General features: G+C 70.8%; 13 protein-coding genes and 1 tRNA gene. 10 read left to right on the forward strand and 4 right to left on the reverse strand.

Annotation, left to right across the window (positions count from 1 at the left end; genetic code table 11):
- Positions 1-114: 114 nt before the first annotated feature.
- Positions 115-792, reverse strand: coding sequence for a DUF461 domain-containing protein (locus AB0D31_RS26420; RefSeq protein ID WP_362727638.1), 678 nt, complete (start codon positions 790-792; stop codon positions 115-117).
- 666 nt (positions 793-1,458) lie between these two features.
- Between AB0D31_RS26420 and AB0D31_RS26425 the strand changes: the two genes are divergently transcribed.
- The 7 genes from AB0D31_RS26425 to AB0D31_RS26455 all read left to right on the forward strand — a co-directional run bounded on the left by AB0D31_RS26425 (position 1,459) and on the right by AB0D31_RS26455 (position 8,121).
- Positions 1,459-1,941, forward strand: coding sequence for a CarD family transcriptional regulator (locus AB0D31_RS26425; RefSeq protein WP_003953493.1), 483 nt, complete (start codon positions 1,459-1,461; stop codon positions 1,939-1,941).
- A gap of 315 nt (positions 1,942-2,256) precedes the next feature.
- Positions 2,257-2,994, forward strand: a complete 738-nt coding sequence (gene ispD / locus AB0D31_RS26430; RefSeq protein WP_362727640.1) for a 2-C-methyl-D-erythritol 4-phosphate cytidylyltransferase — start codon at positions 2,257-2,259, stop codon at positions 2,992-2,994.
- On the forward strand, positions 2,984-3,538 hold the full coding sequence (gene ispF, locus AB0D31_RS26435; RefSeq protein ID WP_362727642.1) for a 2-C-methyl-D-erythritol 2,4-cyclodiphosphate synthase: 555 nt from the start codon (positions 2,984-2,986) through the stop codon (positions 3,536-3,538). The genes ispD and ispF overlap by 11 nt, the downstream gene beginning before the upstream one ends.
- Before the next feature lie 63 nt (positions 3,539-3,601).
- Complete coding sequence (locus AB0D31_RS26440) at positions 3,602-4,006, forward strand: PPOX class F420-dependent oxidoreductase (RefSeq protein WP_362727644.1); 405 nt, start codon at positions 3,602-3,604, stop codon at positions 4,004-4,006.
- A gap of 81 nt (positions 4,007-4,087) precedes the next feature.
- The gene (gene cysS / locus AB0D31_RS26445) at positions 4,088-5,485 is read left to right on the forward strand and encodes a cysteine--tRNA ligase (protein WP_362727646.1); all 1,398 of its coding nucleotides are present in this window, start codon (positions 4,088-4,090) and stop codon (positions 5,483-5,485) included.
- 104 nt (positions 5,486-5,589) lie between these two features.
- A complete protein-coding gene (gene rlmB / locus AB0D31_RS26450) occupies positions 5,590-6,546 on the forward strand; it encodes a 23S rRNA (guanosine(2251)-2'-O)-methyltransferase RlmB (RefSeq protein ID WP_362727647.1) in 957 nt (318 codons plus the stop codon).
- Between the two features lie 75 nt (positions 6,547-6,621).
- On the forward strand, positions 6,622-8,121 hold the full coding sequence (locus tag AB0D31_RS26455) for a DoxX family membrane protein (protein WP_362727649.1): 1,500 nt from the start codon (positions 6,622-6,624) through the stop codon (positions 8,119-8,121).
- 434 nt (positions 8,122-8,555) lie between these two features.
- Here AB0D31_RS26455 and AB0D31_RS26460 read toward each other — a convergent pair whose 3' ends face one another.
- From AB0D31_RS26460 to ugpC, 3 genes are all read right to left on the reverse strand, one after another.
- Positions 8,556-9,287, reverse strand: coding sequence for a nucleotidyltransferase family protein (locus AB0D31_RS26460; RefSeq protein WP_362727651.1), 732 nt, complete (start codon positions 9,285-9,287; stop codon positions 8,556-8,558).
- Positions 9,288-9,320: 33 nt separating this feature from the next.
- Complete coding sequence (locus tag AB0D31_RS26465; protein WP_328311430.1) at positions 9,321-9,731, reverse strand: hypothetical protein; 411 nt, start codon at positions 9,729-9,731, stop codon at positions 9,321-9,323.
- Between the two features lie 221 nt (positions 9,732-9,952).
- On the reverse strand, positions 9,953-11,089 hold the full coding sequence (ugpC, locus tag AB0D31_RS26470; protein ID WP_362727653.1) for a sn-glycerol-3-phosphate ABC transporter ATP-binding protein UgpC: 1,137 nt from the start codon (positions 11,087-11,089) through the stop codon (positions 9,953-9,955).
- 209 nt (positions 11,090-11,298) lie between these two features.
- On the opposite strand from ugpC, the gene AB0D31_RS26475 reads away from it, so the two are divergent.
- From AB0D31_RS26475 to AB0D31_RS26485, 3 genes are all read left to right on the forward strand, one after another.
- Positions 11,299-11,372: transfer RNA gene (locus tag AB0D31_RS26475), tRNA-Thr, on the forward strand.
- A gap of 443 nt (positions 11,373-11,815) precedes the next feature.
- A complete protein-coding gene (locus tag AB0D31_RS26480; RefSeq protein WP_362727655.1) occupies positions 11,816-12,013 on the forward strand; it encodes a hypothetical protein in 198 nt (65 codons plus the stop codon).
- A 380-nt stretch (positions 12,014-12,393) separates the two neighbouring features.
- Positions 12,394-14,511, forward strand: coding sequence for a restriction endonuclease (locus AB0D31_RS26485; RefSeq protein WP_362727657.1), 2,118 nt, complete (start codon positions 12,394-12,396; stop codon positions 14,509-14,511).
- The last annotated feature ends 205 nt before the right edge of the window (positions 14,512-14,716 follow it).

Raw genomic sequence — 14,716 nt, forward strand, 5'->3', positions numbered from 1 at the left:
GTTCCCGAACGCGCCAAGGGCGCCCCACCAGCCGGTGGGGCGCCCTTCGCGTCACGTCGGTGACAGCCGGACCGTGTCAGTGAAGGCGGGCCGTGTCGGTGACAGCGGACCGTGTCAGTGGCCGGTCGTCGCGCTGTGGGACGCCGAGCCGGCGCCGGCGGGCTTGCCGCTGTTGCCGGCGTTGCCCGGGGTGTTCGGCGTGGCCGCGCCGGACGGGGAGCCCGTGGGGGAGCCGGAGGCCTTGCCCGTGGGCTCGCCGGAGGGGGTCTCCTTCGGCTTCGGCAGCTCGCTGGGGCCGACGCCCTCGAAGTAGCTGGTGGCCGGGACCACGTAGGCGCCCAGGCTCACCGCGCCGGCCTTGCTGAACTGGAAGGTGACCTTCTGCGAGTCGCCGTTCTTGGCGGCCTCGCGGCCGTTGTCGACGACCGCGGAGGCGTTGCCCTTGCCGCCGAGCACGACCGAGCCGTGGCCGGGGACGGTGATCGCACCCGTGCCCTTGGCGGGGGAGAGCTTGACCGTCGCGCTGCCTACCTGGACGGAGTCCAGGGTCTGCGGGTCGGCGCCGTTGTTGAACAGCGTCGCGGCGACGACGGCAGGGCCTTCGGCGTCGGGCTTCGGCTGGGTGACGACCGTCGCGTTCTGGACCTTGATGTCGCCGACGGTGGCGTAGGCGTTGTCGTTCTTCACCCCGAGCGTCTGGGCGTTGTTGCCCGCCGCGCATGCGGAGAGGGAAGCGAGCGAGAACGCGATGGCAGAAGCGGCGATGGCGCCGCGTCGAAGGCTGCGGCTCACGGCGGCGGCAACTCCTTGGACGTACGAGACGGACTTCGGACGGACTTCGGACGCACTGCGAGCGGACTTCGGGCGGACTGCGGACGGGCTACGGGTCAGCCGCGGCCGCATGCCTGAGAGCCGGCTAAGGGTGTGTCAGCGGGCCTAGATTACCGAGCCGTCCCACGCGGCCCGCACCCGACCCGCCCCTACGGACGACCGGCCCGGCGAACTCGGGTGGATCATGGCTCCCGCTCCCTCTTTCGGGGACCGTTCCCATAGGCCGGATGATCAATTTCCCGGCCCTTCCCGGGCCCGCCACACATTCCTTACCGAAAATCCGCGCGAGTGCGCACGCGGGGCCGTTCGTTGATCAATTCCGGAATGAATGGCAGGCGGCCGAACGGGTGAACGAGCGCCGAACGGAGTAGACGAAGTTCACCGTCCGGAACCCGGCAAACCGGGACGTTCGGCCTCCTGGGACCCCGATCCGGGGTGCGGAACGCAGGCGTTTCGCAGCTCCTTCGCAGCTGCTCCGACCTGCGAATACCGCCTCGCGGAAGCCCTCCGCAGCACGTTCGTGATGCTGTTGTCAAGCCCCGAGATATGCCCTGACCTGCGAAAACGCCATTCAGAAGAAGCCGTTTCCGTGTTACCCTGGATAGCCACGGAAGGGGTACCTGTCACATGACGTTCAAGGTTGGCGACACCGTGGTCTATCCCCATCACGGGGCCGCGCTGATCGAGGCTATCGAAACTCGCCAGATCAAAGGCGTGGACAAGACCTACTTGGTGCTCAAGGTCGCCCAGGGCGACTTGACTGTGCGCGTGCCCGCGGACAATGCGGAGTTCGTCGGCGTTCGCGATGTAGTTGGTCAGGACGGGCTGGACCGGGTCTTCGAGGTGCTGCGCGCGCCGTACGCGGAGGAGCCCACGAACTGGTCCCGTCGTTACAAGGCGAACCTTGAGAAGCTCGCCTCCGGCGATGTCATCAAGGTCGCCGAAGTAGTGCGTGACCTGTGGCGGCGCGAGCGCGAGCGCGGCCTGTCCGCGGGCGAGAAGCGCATGCTCGCCAAGGCGCGCCAGATCCTGGTGAGCGAGCTGGCCCTCGCGGAAAACACCAACGAAGACAAGGCCGAGGCCCTTCTCGACGAGGTTCTCGCGTCCTGACGCCGCTAGTTCCGGGGCCCGCCCCGGAGCGCCCGGCATTGCCGCGGTGCCCGCTGACCAGCAGAGTCCCTGCTGTGTCGCCGGGCGCTGCGGCATGTTCGTATCCCTTGCCGAAGCACCCGTACTGGCTCGTACCCGTCCCCATGGGTACGTATCCCTGCCGAAGCGCCCGCATCGCGCGGACGCCGGGCCCCCGGGCGGCTGTCTGACCAGTCGTCACGGAAGGGCAGGTCAGAGCGGAACGCCCGGTGCTCCCCCGCTCCGGAAGCAGGGGGTACCCCCAGGCCATACCCACGTCGTTTGAGGACACAAACCTTGTCAGACGAATCGCGCCCTTTCCGCACGGCCGCGGTGGTTCCCGCGGCCGGACGCGGCGTGCGGCTCGGCCCGGGCGCCCCCAAGGCGCTGCGCACGCTGAGCGGCACTCCCATGCTCGTCCACGCCGTCCGGGCGATGGCCGCCTCGCGCGCCGTCTCGCTCGTCGTCGTGGTGGCCCCGCCCGACGGCGCGACCGAGGTGAAGAACCTCCTCGCCGAGCACGCGCTGCCGGAGAGGACGGACTTCCTGGTGGTGCCCGGCGGTGAGAGCCGCCAGGAGTCGGTGAAGCTCGGCCTCGACGCGCTGCCGCCCGGCTTCGATGCCGTACTCGTCCATGACGCGGCCCGCCCGCTGGTCCCGGTCGACACCGTCGACGCGGTGATCGAGGCGGTACGCGACGGCGCTCCCGCCGTGGTGCCCGCGCTGCCGCTCACCGACACCGTCAAGCAGGTCGAGCCGAGCGCCGACGGCTCGCCCGAGCCGGTCGTCGCCACCCCCGAACGGGCCCGGCTGCGCGCGGTGCAGACGCCGCAGGGCTTCGACCACGACACGCTCGTACGGGCCCACGAGAGCGTCACCGACAACGTCACCGACGACGCGAGCATGATCGAACAGCTCGGTCTGACCGTGGTGGTCGTGCCCGGCCACGAAGAGGCGTTCAAGGTGACCCGGCCGCTGGACCTCGTCCTCGCCGAGGCCGTACTCGCACGACGGAGGGCCAACGATGGCTTCTGAGCATTCCGAGAGTTCCGCTGGGCCCGAGGAAGCCGTCGCCGGCCCCGCGCGGCCCGCTGCCGCGCCCGTGATCCCGCTCGTCGGGATCGGCACCGATGTCCACGCCTTCGAGCGCGGGCGCGCGCTCTGGTGCGCGGGGGTCCACTGGGAGCGCGAGGAGTTCGGCCTCGCCGGCCACTCCGACGGCGATGTCGCCGCCCACGCCGCCTGCGACGCGATCTTCTCGGCGGCCGGCATCGGCGACCTCGGGGCCCACTTCGGCACCGACCGCCCCGAATGGTCCGGCGCCTCGGGCGTGGCGCTGCTCGGGGAGGCCGCGCGGATCGTGCGCGCCGAGGGCTTCGAGATCGGGAACATCGCGGTGCAGGTCATCGGCGTACGCCCGAAGATCGGCAAGCGGCGCGACGAGGCGCAGACGGCGCTCTCGGCGGCGGCCGGGGCGCCGGTCGCGGTCTCCGGCACCACCACCGACGGACTCGGGCTGACCGGCCGGGCCGAGGGGCTCGCGGCGATCGCCACGGCGATGGTGTACCGGTTGCCATAGATCCGCACCGGAGTGGGGTAGGAGAGGAGGCAGCCATTCCGCCCCCTCCGGAAGGATTCAGCCGTGTCCGCCGAACTCAGCGACAAGCTCAAGGACCTGCTCGACGCCCCGCACTTCGTCAACATCGCCACCATCCAGCCCGACGGGAGCCCCCAGGTGTCCCCGGTGTGGGTGAAGCGCGACGGCAACGACGTGCTGATCTCGACGACGGTGGGCCGGCGCAAGGAGAAGAACATGCGCCGCGACCCGCGGGTCAGCGTCCTCCTCCAGCTCTTCGACTCCCCGTACGAGTACGCCGAGATCCGCGGCACCGCCGAGCTCACCACCGAGGGCGGCCAGGAACTGATCGACGAGCTGGCGATGAAGTACGCGGGCAAGAAATACCGGGAATTCAACCCGGACTCGGTAAATGACGCCGAGCGGGTGGTCGTCCGGATCACCCCGCGGAAGATCGTCGGGATGCCCTGACACCCAACAGTCGCCAAATTGTGTGCCTCGGGGCCCGGAAAGGGTCGCGGGGCACTCCTGCCGGGCCACTACCCTGGTGGGGTGACCATTCGCCTGTACGACACCAGCGCCCGGCAGATTCGTGACTTCGTCCCGCTCACGCAGGGTTGTGTCTCGATCTACCTGTGTGGCGCCACTGTCCAGGCGGCTCCGCACATCGGCCACATCCGGTCGGGCCTCAACTTCGACATGATGCGCCGCTGGTTCGCGTACCGCGGTTACGACGTGACGTTCATCCGCAACGTCACGGACATCGACGACAAGATCATCAACAGGGCGGCCGAGCAGAACCGCCCGTGGTGGTCGATCGGGTACGACAACGAGCGCGCCTTCAACGACGGTTACACCGCGCTCGGCTGCCTGCCGCCCACCTACGAGCCGCGCGCGACCGGGCACATCACCGAGATGATCGAGATGATGCGCGGTCTGATCGAGCGCGGCCACGCCTACGAGGCGGACGGCAGCGTCTACTTCGACGTGCGGTCCTTCCCCGCCTATCTCCAGCTCTCCAACCAGGACGTCGACGACCTGCGCCAGCCCGACGAGGGCGTCGCCGGCAAGCGCGACTCGCGCGACTTCGCGATGTGGAAGGCGTCCAAGCCGGGCGAGCCCGACTGGGAGACGCCGTGGGGCCGAGGCCGGCCGGGCTGGCACCTGGAGTGCTCGGCGATGGCCCACAAGTACCTGGGCAGCGCCTTCGACATCCACGGCGGCGGCATCGACCTGATCTTCCCGCACCACGAGAACGAGATCGCCCAGGCCCAGGCCTTCGGCGACGCGTTCGCCACGTACTGGGTGCACAACGCCTGGGTGACGATGTCCGGCGAGAAGATGTCGAAGTCGCTCGGCAACTCGGTCCTCGTCTCCGAGATGGTCAAGCAGTGGCGCCCCATCGTGCTCCGCTACTACCTGGGCACCCCCCACTACCGCTCGATGATCGAGTACAGCGAGGACGCCCTGCGTGAGGCCGAGTCCGCGTTCGCGCGGATCGAGGGGTTCATGCAGCGGGTCGTCGAGAAGGTGGGGGGCGCCGTCGAGCCCGCCGCCGAGGTCCCGCCGGCCTTCGCCGAGGCGATGGACGACGACCTCGGGGTCCCGCAGGCGCTGGCGATCATCCACACCACCGTCCGCCAGGGCAACAGCGCGCTCGCCGCCGACGACAAGGACGCGGCGACCGAGCGCCTCGCGGAGGTGCGCGCCATGCTCGGCGTGCTCGGCCTCGACCCGTTCGACCCGCAGTGGGCCGAGGAGAGCGACCGGGGCGACGACCTGCACGGGGCCGTCGACACGCTCGTACGCCTCGTCCTGGAGCAGCGCGAGGCCGCCAGGGCCCGTAAGGACTGGGCGACGGCGGACGCGATCCGCGATCAGCTCACCCAGTCCGGCCTGGTCATCGAGGACAGCCCCAGCGGCCCCCGCTGGACCCTCGGCCCGCGCTAGCGCTCGCGATGTGCCGCCCGGCCGATCGGGCGGCACACTTCATATACGTACGTACTCGATCTGCATGTGCATGTGGATCGCGGATCCACAGAAACAGGTAGGTCATGGCCGGGAACAGCCAGCGCAGGAACCGCCGCACGTCCAACAAGAAGGGCGCGACGGTCGGCAGCGGTGGCCAGCGACGCCGGGGCCTGGAAGGCAGGGGCCCGACGCCGCCCGCCGAGGCGCGCAAGAAGCACAAGAAGAACCGCATCGCGACCGCCAAGGCCAAGCAGGCCGCCACGCGTCGCCCCGCGCCCCGGCGCGGCGGCGCCAAGGGTGCGTCGGAGATGGTCGTGGGCCGAAACCCGGTCTTCGAGGCGCTGCGCGACGGCGTGCCGGCGACCACGCTCTACGTCCAGCAGTACATCGACAACGACGAGCGGGTGCGCGAGGCGCTCCAGCTCGCCGGTGAGCGCGGCAACATCAACCTGATGGAGGCCCCGCGCGCCGAGCTCGACCGCATGACCAACGGCCTCAACCACCAGGGCCTCGTCCTCCAGGTCCCGCCGTACGAGTACGCGGACCCGCAGGACCTCACCGCGGCGGCGTACGACAACGGCGAGGACCCGCTGATCGTCGCCCTCGACGGGGTGACCGACCCGCGCAACCTCGGCGCGATCGTCCGCTCGACCTCCGCGTTCGGCGGCCACGGCGTGGTCGTGCCCGAGCGGCGCGCGGCCGGCATGACGGCGGGCGCCTGGAAGTCGTCGGCAGGCACCGCGGCGCGTACGCCGGTGTCGCGCGTCACCAACCTGACGCGCGCCCTTGAGGCGTACAAGAAGGAAGGCCTCACGATCGTGGGCCTCGCCGCCGACGGTGAGCACACGGTCGAGGAGCTCGACCAGATCGCCGGGCCCGTCGTCATCGTGATCGGCAGCGAGGGCAAGGGACTTGGCCGCCTCGTCGGCGAGACCTGCGACTATCGCGTGCGGATCTCGATGCCGGGTGGCGCCGAGTCGCTCAACGCCGGTGTCGCGGCGGGCATCGTGCTCTACGAGGCGGCCCGCCGACGCGCCTGACCTGGGTGATCTTGACGGGTCTCGGACAGATTCGGGCCCGTCAAGCAGTGTCCTAAACACCCATCACTCGGTTAGATGAGTGTGGACACCAGAACGCCCCGGCCCGGGTTCGACGACCAGCCTGCCCTGAGCATGGCCAAGGTGGACTGCGACCCCGCGCAGGTCATCGTCAACCACGCGAGTTTCCGGGTGCAGCTTGCACCCAAGTCGCTGCCGAAGCCCATCATTTCGAGCACCGCGGTGCGCCGCAGGGCGCCCGTGGTGTGGAGCGGGAAGTCGGCACCGGGGGCGAGCGGACTGCTTCAGGCGGTCCGCGCCACCTCCGCCGGCGGCGGCGATCGCTACGACACCGGCGCCACGCAGACCATCCCGCGCGTCTCCGTCGACGACACGATGCCGACGCCGCTCATCCCCGGATCCGGCCCGGGACCGGAGACCGCGCTGCTCCCGCAGATGCGCACGCCGTACGGTGAACAGCCGCCCGCGCAGGGCGAGTTCGAGGAGTACGACGAGTTCGACGGCGACGACCTGGACGACGGCTCGCCCGCCAGGCGGCGCGGCGCCGACCCCGTCCGGCACGCCTACTATCCGGGCCGCCGGATGAACCTCGGTGTCGTGCTGCTCCCGCTGCGCGTCTTCCTCGGTTTCATCTCCGTCTACGCCGGCATGGGCAAGCTGTGCGACCCCGTGTACTTCGACGGCGGCGAGCGCGGCTCGATGGTCAAGTGGCTGCATTCGCTGCACCCTTGGGCGCTCGCCGAGCCCCTGCGCGACTTCGCCCTCTCGCACCCGGTGGGTGCGGGGCTCACCGTGGCCTTCCTCCAAGTCGTCGTCGGCGTACTGACGATGCTCGGCCTGTGGCAGCGCGTGGCCGCCGTGTTCGGCGCGTTGCTGTCGGCGGCCCTGCTCGTCACGGTTAGCTGGCAGACCGTACGCGCCAATGACGCGCCCGACATCATCTACCTCGCCGCCTGGTCCCCGCTGATCATCGCGGGCGCCCCGGTGTACTCGCTCGACGCCCGCCTCGCCGGCGAGGCGTGGCGCAAGCTGGGCCCGCGCTCCGAACTGTGGGAACTGCGACGGCGGGTGCTGCGCCGCGGCCTCGTCATGACGACCGTCGTCGTCGGCCTGACCCTGACGACGGGTGCGATCCTCGGCGGCGCGGTCCGCTCCACCACGGTGGTGACCGTGCCCGGCCCCGACGACGACCCGACCAACTACCTCCCCGGCACCCCGCTGCCGAGCGAGACGGGCCCGGCGCTGGCCCCCCGTACGACCCCGAAGGCCGTCAAGCCCTCGCCGAAGGCCAAGACGTCAACGAGCCCCTCCCCGAAGGCGTCCAAGAAGCCGAAGGCCCACCAGACGGTCACGGCGGGCACCACCGGCCAGCCGAGCCACTCCGCCGGCACCGGCGGCCAGCCCCCCTCCCACCACCGCACCACCCCGAAGGCCCCGCCGTCCACGAGCGCGGGCCCGACGTCCTCGGGCGGCACGGGTTCCGCCGGGGGCACCGGTACGGGTGGGGGTGGCGGCAGTCACGGTAACCGCAACCCGATCGGGGGGTTGCTGGGGTAGCGCGACCGCGCCTGCGGCGCAGCGGATGAAGGGGGCCGGAACATTCCGGCCCCCTTCGGCGTCCCGGGCCCGGCGTCCGGCCGCGAACCGTGCTGGGGCACCCGCTTTCCTCTGCGGACCGTGCCCGCGTCTCGCGCAGTTCCCCGCGCGCCTGGGCGGGGCTGCCGCTTGGCACGGTGTCCCGTGCGGCCCGCCCCAGCCGGTCCGGCGCTTGAGGACGAGGGCCGTCCAGGCCCGAACGGGGTCTAGGGCAGAGCCCCAGCCGCCCCGGCCTTCGGCTGCACACCGTGCCCGCGTCTCGCGCAGTTCCCCGCGCGCCTGACTACTCGGTGCCGGATAACGGGAGCCAACCTCAGCCCGCCCGGCGTTCGAGGACGAGGTCGTTCAGGCCGAACGGGGGCCGGGGCGGAGCCCCGGGGCGGGAAGCGGCACCTTCAACTCCGGTGCGCGGCAAGTTCCTTGGCCGCCTCCGTGAGGTCCTTCGCCGTGTCGATGGCCCGCCAGTACGCCCCGTGCGGCAGCGGAAACCCGGCGAGGCGCCGCTCGCGGGCGAGCCGGGGAAACGTCGTGCGCTCATGGTCGCCGACGTCCGGCAGCATCGCGGTGAAGGCCGCGGAGAACACGTACACACCGGCGTTGATGAGGTACGGCGAGTGCGGCGACTCGATGAAGTCGGTGATGTGGCCGAACGCGTCGGTCTCGACGGCGCCCCAGGGAATGCGGGGCCGGGCCAGGGCCAGCGTGGCGGTCGCGTCGCGCTCACCGTGGAAGGAGGCCATCTCGCGGAGCGAGAACCGCGTCCAGATGTCGCCGTTGGTGGCGTACCAGGGCCGGTCGGGGTGGGGCAGCGAGGCCGCCGCGTACTTGAGGCCGCCGCCCCGGCCCAGCGGCTCGTCCTCGACGACCGTGGTGACGCGCAGCGGAAGTTCGGCCTTCGCGAGCCAGTCCTTCAGGACGTCGGCGAGGTGCCCGCAGGAGACGACGGCGTCAGTGACACCCTCGGCGGCCAGCCAGGCAAGCTGATGGCCGATGATCGGGACCCCGGTCCCCGGGATCTCGACCATCGGCTTGGGGCGGTCGTCGGTGTACGGGCGGAGTCGTGAGCCCTGGCCGCCCGCCAGGACCACGGCCTGGGTCGGGAATGTCGCAGTCGTGCTCGCTGTCATGCGGTGAACGATAGGCGTCCCCGCAGCGGGACGTCACCGCTCCTGGGCCACGCCGGAGGCGAAGGAGGTGTCACAGACGGGACGGGAGAACGTCTGGGCCTTCACGGGCCCGTAGTGCTCCACGGCGGCCCTGCCGAGCGCGCGGGCGATCGACATGCAGTGCTGGGCGAGCGAGGGGCGGTGCTCGACCTCGCGCTGGAGGTGGGTCAGCGCGGTGCCGGGGTCCTTCTCCTGGAGCTCGGTGAGGAGCGCGTCACGCAGGACGTCCTGCGGGGCGCGGGACTTGGCGCGTACGGAGACGTTCTCGGAAGAGGCGGTGAGGATCTGCGATCCGTTGCTGCCCGCCCAGTTGACCCGGGTGACCGCGAGGGTCCCGGAGAGGACGAGGACGACGGGCAGGACGAGGGCGAGGGTTCGGCCGATTCGGCGGGCTGTGTGCGTCACGGAGGCGAGCGTAGCGGGGGGTGATGATTTGGCGACATTTAGTCACTCTGTCGGGGGACGGTTCGGCGTCGTTTTTCGCATGCCGTGTTGACGAACGCGATTCGAATTGCCCGGTGTGCCGGGGTCTTTGTCGAGAGCCGTCCGGTAAACGGCTGCGGCCCCGCACGCGAGTGCGGAGCCGCCACAACCGGAGACCCCCTGGTGGGGGCCGCGTACGGGGATCAGTCTGTAAGACGCTCGCCCGTGGAGGTGGAGAACACGTGGATCTCACCCGGACGCGGGACGACGTGGAGCTGTGTGCCCTTCTCCGGCACCGAGCGGCCGTCGACGCGGACGACGAGGTCCTTCGTCTCGCCGCCGACCTCCGCGGAACCGTACACATAGCCGTCGGCGCCGAGCTCCTCGACGACGTTGACGGTGACGGCGAGACCGGCCGGGGCCTCGGCCGACTCCTTGGTGAGGGACTTCGCGACGGCGCCGCCCTGCTCGACGATGTCGAAGTGCTCGGGGCGCACGCCGACGGTGACCGTACGGTCACCGCGGTCGGCGGCCGCGGAGAGCGCCTCACGGCTGACCGGCACCACGCTGTTGCCGAACTTCACGCCGCCGTCGGTGATCGGCACCTCGACCAGGTTCATCGCGGGCGAGCCGATGAAGCCGGCGACGAACAGGTTGGCCGGGCGGTCGTACATGTTGCGCGGCGAGTCGACCTGCTGGAGCAGACCGTCCTTGAGTACGGCGACGCGGTCGCCCATCGTCATGGCCTCGACCTGGTCGTGCGTGACGTACACGGTGGTGATGCCGAGGCGGCGCTGGAGCGAGGCGATCTGCGTACGCGTCGAGACGCGCAGCTTGGCGTCGAGGTTGGAGAGCGGCTCGTCCATGAGGAAGACCTGCGGCTCACGCACGATGGCGCGCCCCATCGCCACCCGCTGGCGCTGACCGCCGGAGAGCGCCTTCGGCTTGCGGTCGAGGTACTCGCTCAGGTCGAGGATCTTGGCCGCCTCCTCCACCTTCTTACGGATCTCCGCCTTGTTCACGCCGGCGATCTTCAGGGCGAAGCCCATGTTGTCGGCGACGGTCATGTGCGGGTACAGCGCGTAGTTCTGGAACACCATCGCGATGTCCCGGTCCTTGGGCGGCAGGTGCGTGACGTCACGCTCACCGATGCGGATCGCTCCGCCGTTGACGTCCTCCAGGCCCGCGAGCATGCGCAGGGAGGTGGACTTTCCGCAGCCGGAGGGGCCGACGAGTACGAGGAACTCGCCGTCCTCGATCGCGATCTCCAGCCCGTCGACCGCGGGCTTGGTGGAGCCCGGGTAGACCCGGGTCGCCTTGTCGAACGTGACAGTGGCCATGACTGATGTGTCCCTTCACCGGCAGGAACGTGCCGGACGATCCGAGTAGAGGGAGAAGTGGTGTAGTCCACCTGGGTGGACGTGGGTCAGGACGCTACCTGCCGACGTCCGCATTGTCAGCAGCCCGGCCCCAGCAATTCCCGCCCCCGAGGCCCGTCCCCAAAATCCCTGACCCCACCCTGGCGAGCGTTGGTTACACTTCACGCGTTGCCTCCTTAGCTCAGCTGGCCAGAGCACCGCTCTTGTAAAGCGGGGGTCGTCGGTTCGAACCCGACAGGGGGCTCACAGGGCGAGGCCCCTGGCCGATCACGGCTGGGGGCCTTCGGCATGCATGTCTGACGTCAACACGGGTGATCATGCGGATGCTCGCTCCCGGATGGCTCGTCCCGAACCGGGTGGCGAGTGAGCAGTCGGTCCATGGGGCTGATGGTCTCGCGTTGGGTGGCCTGGGCGGCGTGTGTGGAGATGTCGGTGGTCGGGCTGATTTGTGAGTGGCTGAGGATCTCCATCGACGAGGGGTGCGACTCCGGCAGCGGTCAGCAGGTCGCGCATCGTGCGTTCCGGGCGTCGTGCAGCCGGACGACGCGGAGGCCGGTGGTCGAGCCCTTGGGGTTGCGCTTGCGCTGGGTGGTGGTCAGGCGGCCTCTTCGATCCGGCCCAGGATGAAGGCGCATTCGGCGACCTTGGGTGTGACAATCAGTGCCCGAACAGACTCAGGAGGGGATCGTGATCCGGCTCGAACCGGCATGGACTTGGAAGCATTGGGCTCAAGTCGCCCTTTTCCTCGGCTGGGGAATCGTGGTCGGAACAAGCAACGGTCACGGTTGGTGGTTCTTTCTGAGCTTCCTGGTCATGATCGCGCAACTTGCGTACCTGCCCCGCACTGCGCCGTTCCGTCGGGTGAAGCCCGGCACTGTCGACTGAGGGGCTGCACGAGAGCAGGGCGTCTCAAGACGGTCCCGCAGGCGACGCGAGGGCCTGGGGCCGTACGGCGTGATATCAGACGGCCCGCCAGGTGTACACGGTCTGCCTCCCGTGGTGTGCCCCGTCTCATTCAGCCGCGTTCAAGCCGCCCGCCAGCCGCAACGCCTGAGGGTACGGGGGGCGGGGTGGGGGGAGTCGGAGCCCGTTGTGGCCTGTTTGAACTGGGGAAATGGCGGCGTGGTTGGGCCAGTGCGCAGATGGTGGTGCCGTCTTTGGTGGCGCGGGCGGAGCTATGATCTTTCAACCGTTCTTGTGAGGCGGGGCGCCCGGGGCGCTTGCTCTTCCGGGGTCCGGGGTCCGGGGGAGAGGGGCAGCGAGGCATGAGCCGTCGTTCCAGTGGGCTGGCCGGGGTGTGGGCGGAGGCGCAGCGGCAGCAGCAGCGGCAGCGGGAGGCGCAGCAGCGGGCGGTGGTGCAGGAGCAGCGTCAGCAGCGGGCGTACGAGCGTGATGCCGCGCGGGCGCAGCGCGAGCAGCAGGCGGCGTACCGGCAGGGGCGGGAGGCGGATGCCCGGCTGCGTACGGAGGAGTTGGAGAGCCAAGTCGCCGCGCTGGGTGCTCTGTTGGCCGCGGGGTGTCGGGCCGCGCCGTTTCGGGTGGCGGCGCTGACGCGGCCGGAGGAGGTCGCGCCGTTCGAGCCGGGGCAGCTCGCACAGCCGGTGCGGATGCCCGACCCCGCGCAGTACCAGGCCCAGGGCGGCTGGGGCGCCGGACGGCGGGCGCAGGCCCAGCAGGAGGCGCAGGCCAGGTATCGGCACGACTGGGCGGCGGCGCAGGCCGCCGAGGCGCAGCGGGTGCGTCAACTCGCCGAGTATCGCGGACAGTACGACACGTGGGCGGCCGGGCGGCTCGCCGAGGTGCGTACCCACAACGCGGGGCTCGCGCAGCTCGTGGACGCGTTGCGGGCCGGCGACCCGGGTGCCGCGGTGGACTACTTCTCGGCCGCGCTGTACGCCTCGGGCGCCTGGCCGGAGGGGTTTCCGCGGCAGGTGACCGCCGCCTTCGACCGGGGTGCGCGTCAGCTCGTGCTGGACTGGGAGCTGCCGGGCCTTGAGGTCGTGCCCGAGGCCAAGTCCGTACGGTATGTGGCAAGTTCGGATAGTGAGAAGGAGACGGCCCGGCCCGTCACGCAGCGGCGCGCGCTGTACCGGGACGCGCTCGCGCAGTGCGTGCTGCTGGTGCTTCGGGTCCTGTTCGCGGCCGATGAGTTCGGGGTGCTGGAGTCCGTTGTCGTCAACGGTTTCGTCGACGATGTCGACCCCGCGACCGGGCGGCGTGCCGAGATCTTCCTCGCCTCGGTGAGCGTGGAGCGCGAGGCGTACGCGCCGCTCAACCTCGGGCAGGTCAGCGCGGTCGACTGCCTGGTGGAGGCGTTGCGCGGGCAGCTCTCCGCGCGGCCCGACCAGCGTGCGGCCGTACGTCCCGGGCGGAGGCCGGCCGACGTGGGCACCGGGGTCGTCTCGCACGGGGGTGGCGGCGAGCCCGATCTCTTCACCATGGATCCCATCGAGTTCGAGGGGCTCGTCGCCGAGCTGTTCCGGGCGCGCGGGATGCAGGCGCTCACCACACAGCGGTCCAACGACGGCGGGGTCGACGTCGAGGCGCTCGACCCGGACCCGATCAGTGGCGGCCGGATCATCGTCCAGGTCAAGCGCTACCGCAATACGGTGCCGCCGACCGCGGTGCGCGATCTGTACGGGACCGTGCAGGGGGCCGGCGCCAACAAGGGTGTCCTGGTGACGACTTCGGGCTTCGGGCCCGGATCGTACGGGTTCGCCGAGGGCAAGCCGCTGACGTTGGTGTCGGGGGCGGAGCTGGTGGATCTGCTGCATCAGCATGGGTTGCGGGGGCGGTTGGGGGCGGCCGGAGAGGCCGAGGGTGTGGCCGGCGTTCCTGCTCAGCGGGCGGCGTCGGCCGGGCCCGAGCCCGGGGGCGCCGGGGGCGCCGGGGGCGCCGATGGTTTCAATGTGCTCGGCATGACGTGGGCGGGGGCGGTCGCGCTCGACGTGTGCGCGCTGGTGTGCCGGGGGGCGCGGGTTCTTGCCGAGGAGCACTTCGTGTTCTTCAACAACCCGGAGAACCCCGGGGGTTCGGTCCGCATGGTGCCGGGCGTGGGGGGTGACCGGGCGGCGGTGCGGGTGGTCTTCGACGGCCTGCCCGAGAGCGCCGACCGGCTGGTGCTGGTGGCCGCGGTCGATCCCGAGGTGAATCCGGATCAGGATCTGGCGGGGTTCACGGATGCGGCGATCTGCCTGCGGGACGCGGAGGGGGCGGAGCTGGACCGGCTGCCCGTTGCGGACGGGCGTCCCGGCGAGACGGCGCTGGTACTCGGGTCGTTCCGGCGGCGGGCGGGGGGCGACTGGGACTTCGTGGCGGGTGGGAAGGGGTATCGGGGTGGGTTGCGGGAGTTGGTGGGGGAGTACGGGGTTGCGGTGGCCTGACCAACTCCCTTGCGGCGGTTGCATGCTCCTGGGGCTCCGCCCCAGACCCCAGTTCGCGCCTTGAGGGCGCTCGTCCTCAAGCGCCGGACCGGCTGAGGTGGCCTCGGCCGGGCACCCTGCCAAGGCAAGCCCCGCCAGGGGCGCGGGGAACTGCGCGACCAGCACGCCGCTGGTCGCGGCCAACGACCTCAAGGCGGTCGGCTGG

This window comes from Streptomyces sp. NPDC048361, from assembly GCF_040651795.1.
Classification (GTDB): Bacteria; Actinomycetota; Actinomycetes; order Streptomycetales; family Streptomycetaceae; genus Streptomyces.

What these genes read in the sequence shown, in the direction of transcription:
- AB0D31_RS26485 (WP_362727657.1), top strand. Translation starts at nt 12,394, where the DNA reads ATGAGCCGTCGTTCCAGTGGGCTGGCCGGGGTGTGGGCGGAGGCGCAG.
- AB0D31_RS26425 (WP_003953493.1), top strand. Translation starts at nt 1,459, where the DNA reads ATGACGTTCAAGGTTGGCGACACCGTGGTCTATCCCCATCACGGGGCC.
- ugpC (WP_362727653.1), bottom strand. Translation starts at nt 11,089, where the DNA reads ATGGCCACTGTCACGTTCGACAAGGCGACCCGGGTCTACCCGGGCTCC.
- AB0D31_RS26460 (WP_362727651.1), bottom strand. Translation starts at nt 9,287, where the DNA reads ATGACAGCGAGCACGACTGCGACATTCCCGACCCAGGCCGTGGTCCTG.
- rlmB (WP_362727647.1), top strand. Translation starts at nt 5,590, where the DNA reads ATGGCCGGGAACAGCCAGCGCAGGAACCGCCGCACGTCCAACAAGAAG.
- ispF (WP_362727642.1), top strand. Translation starts at nt 2,984, where the DNA reads ATGGCTTCTGAGCATTCCGAGAGTTCCGCTGGGCCCGAGGAAGCCGTC.
- AB0D31_RS26455 (WP_362727649.1), top strand. Translation starts at nt 6,622, where the DNA reads ATGAGTGTGGACACCAGAACGCCCCGGCCCGGGTTCGACGACCAGCCT.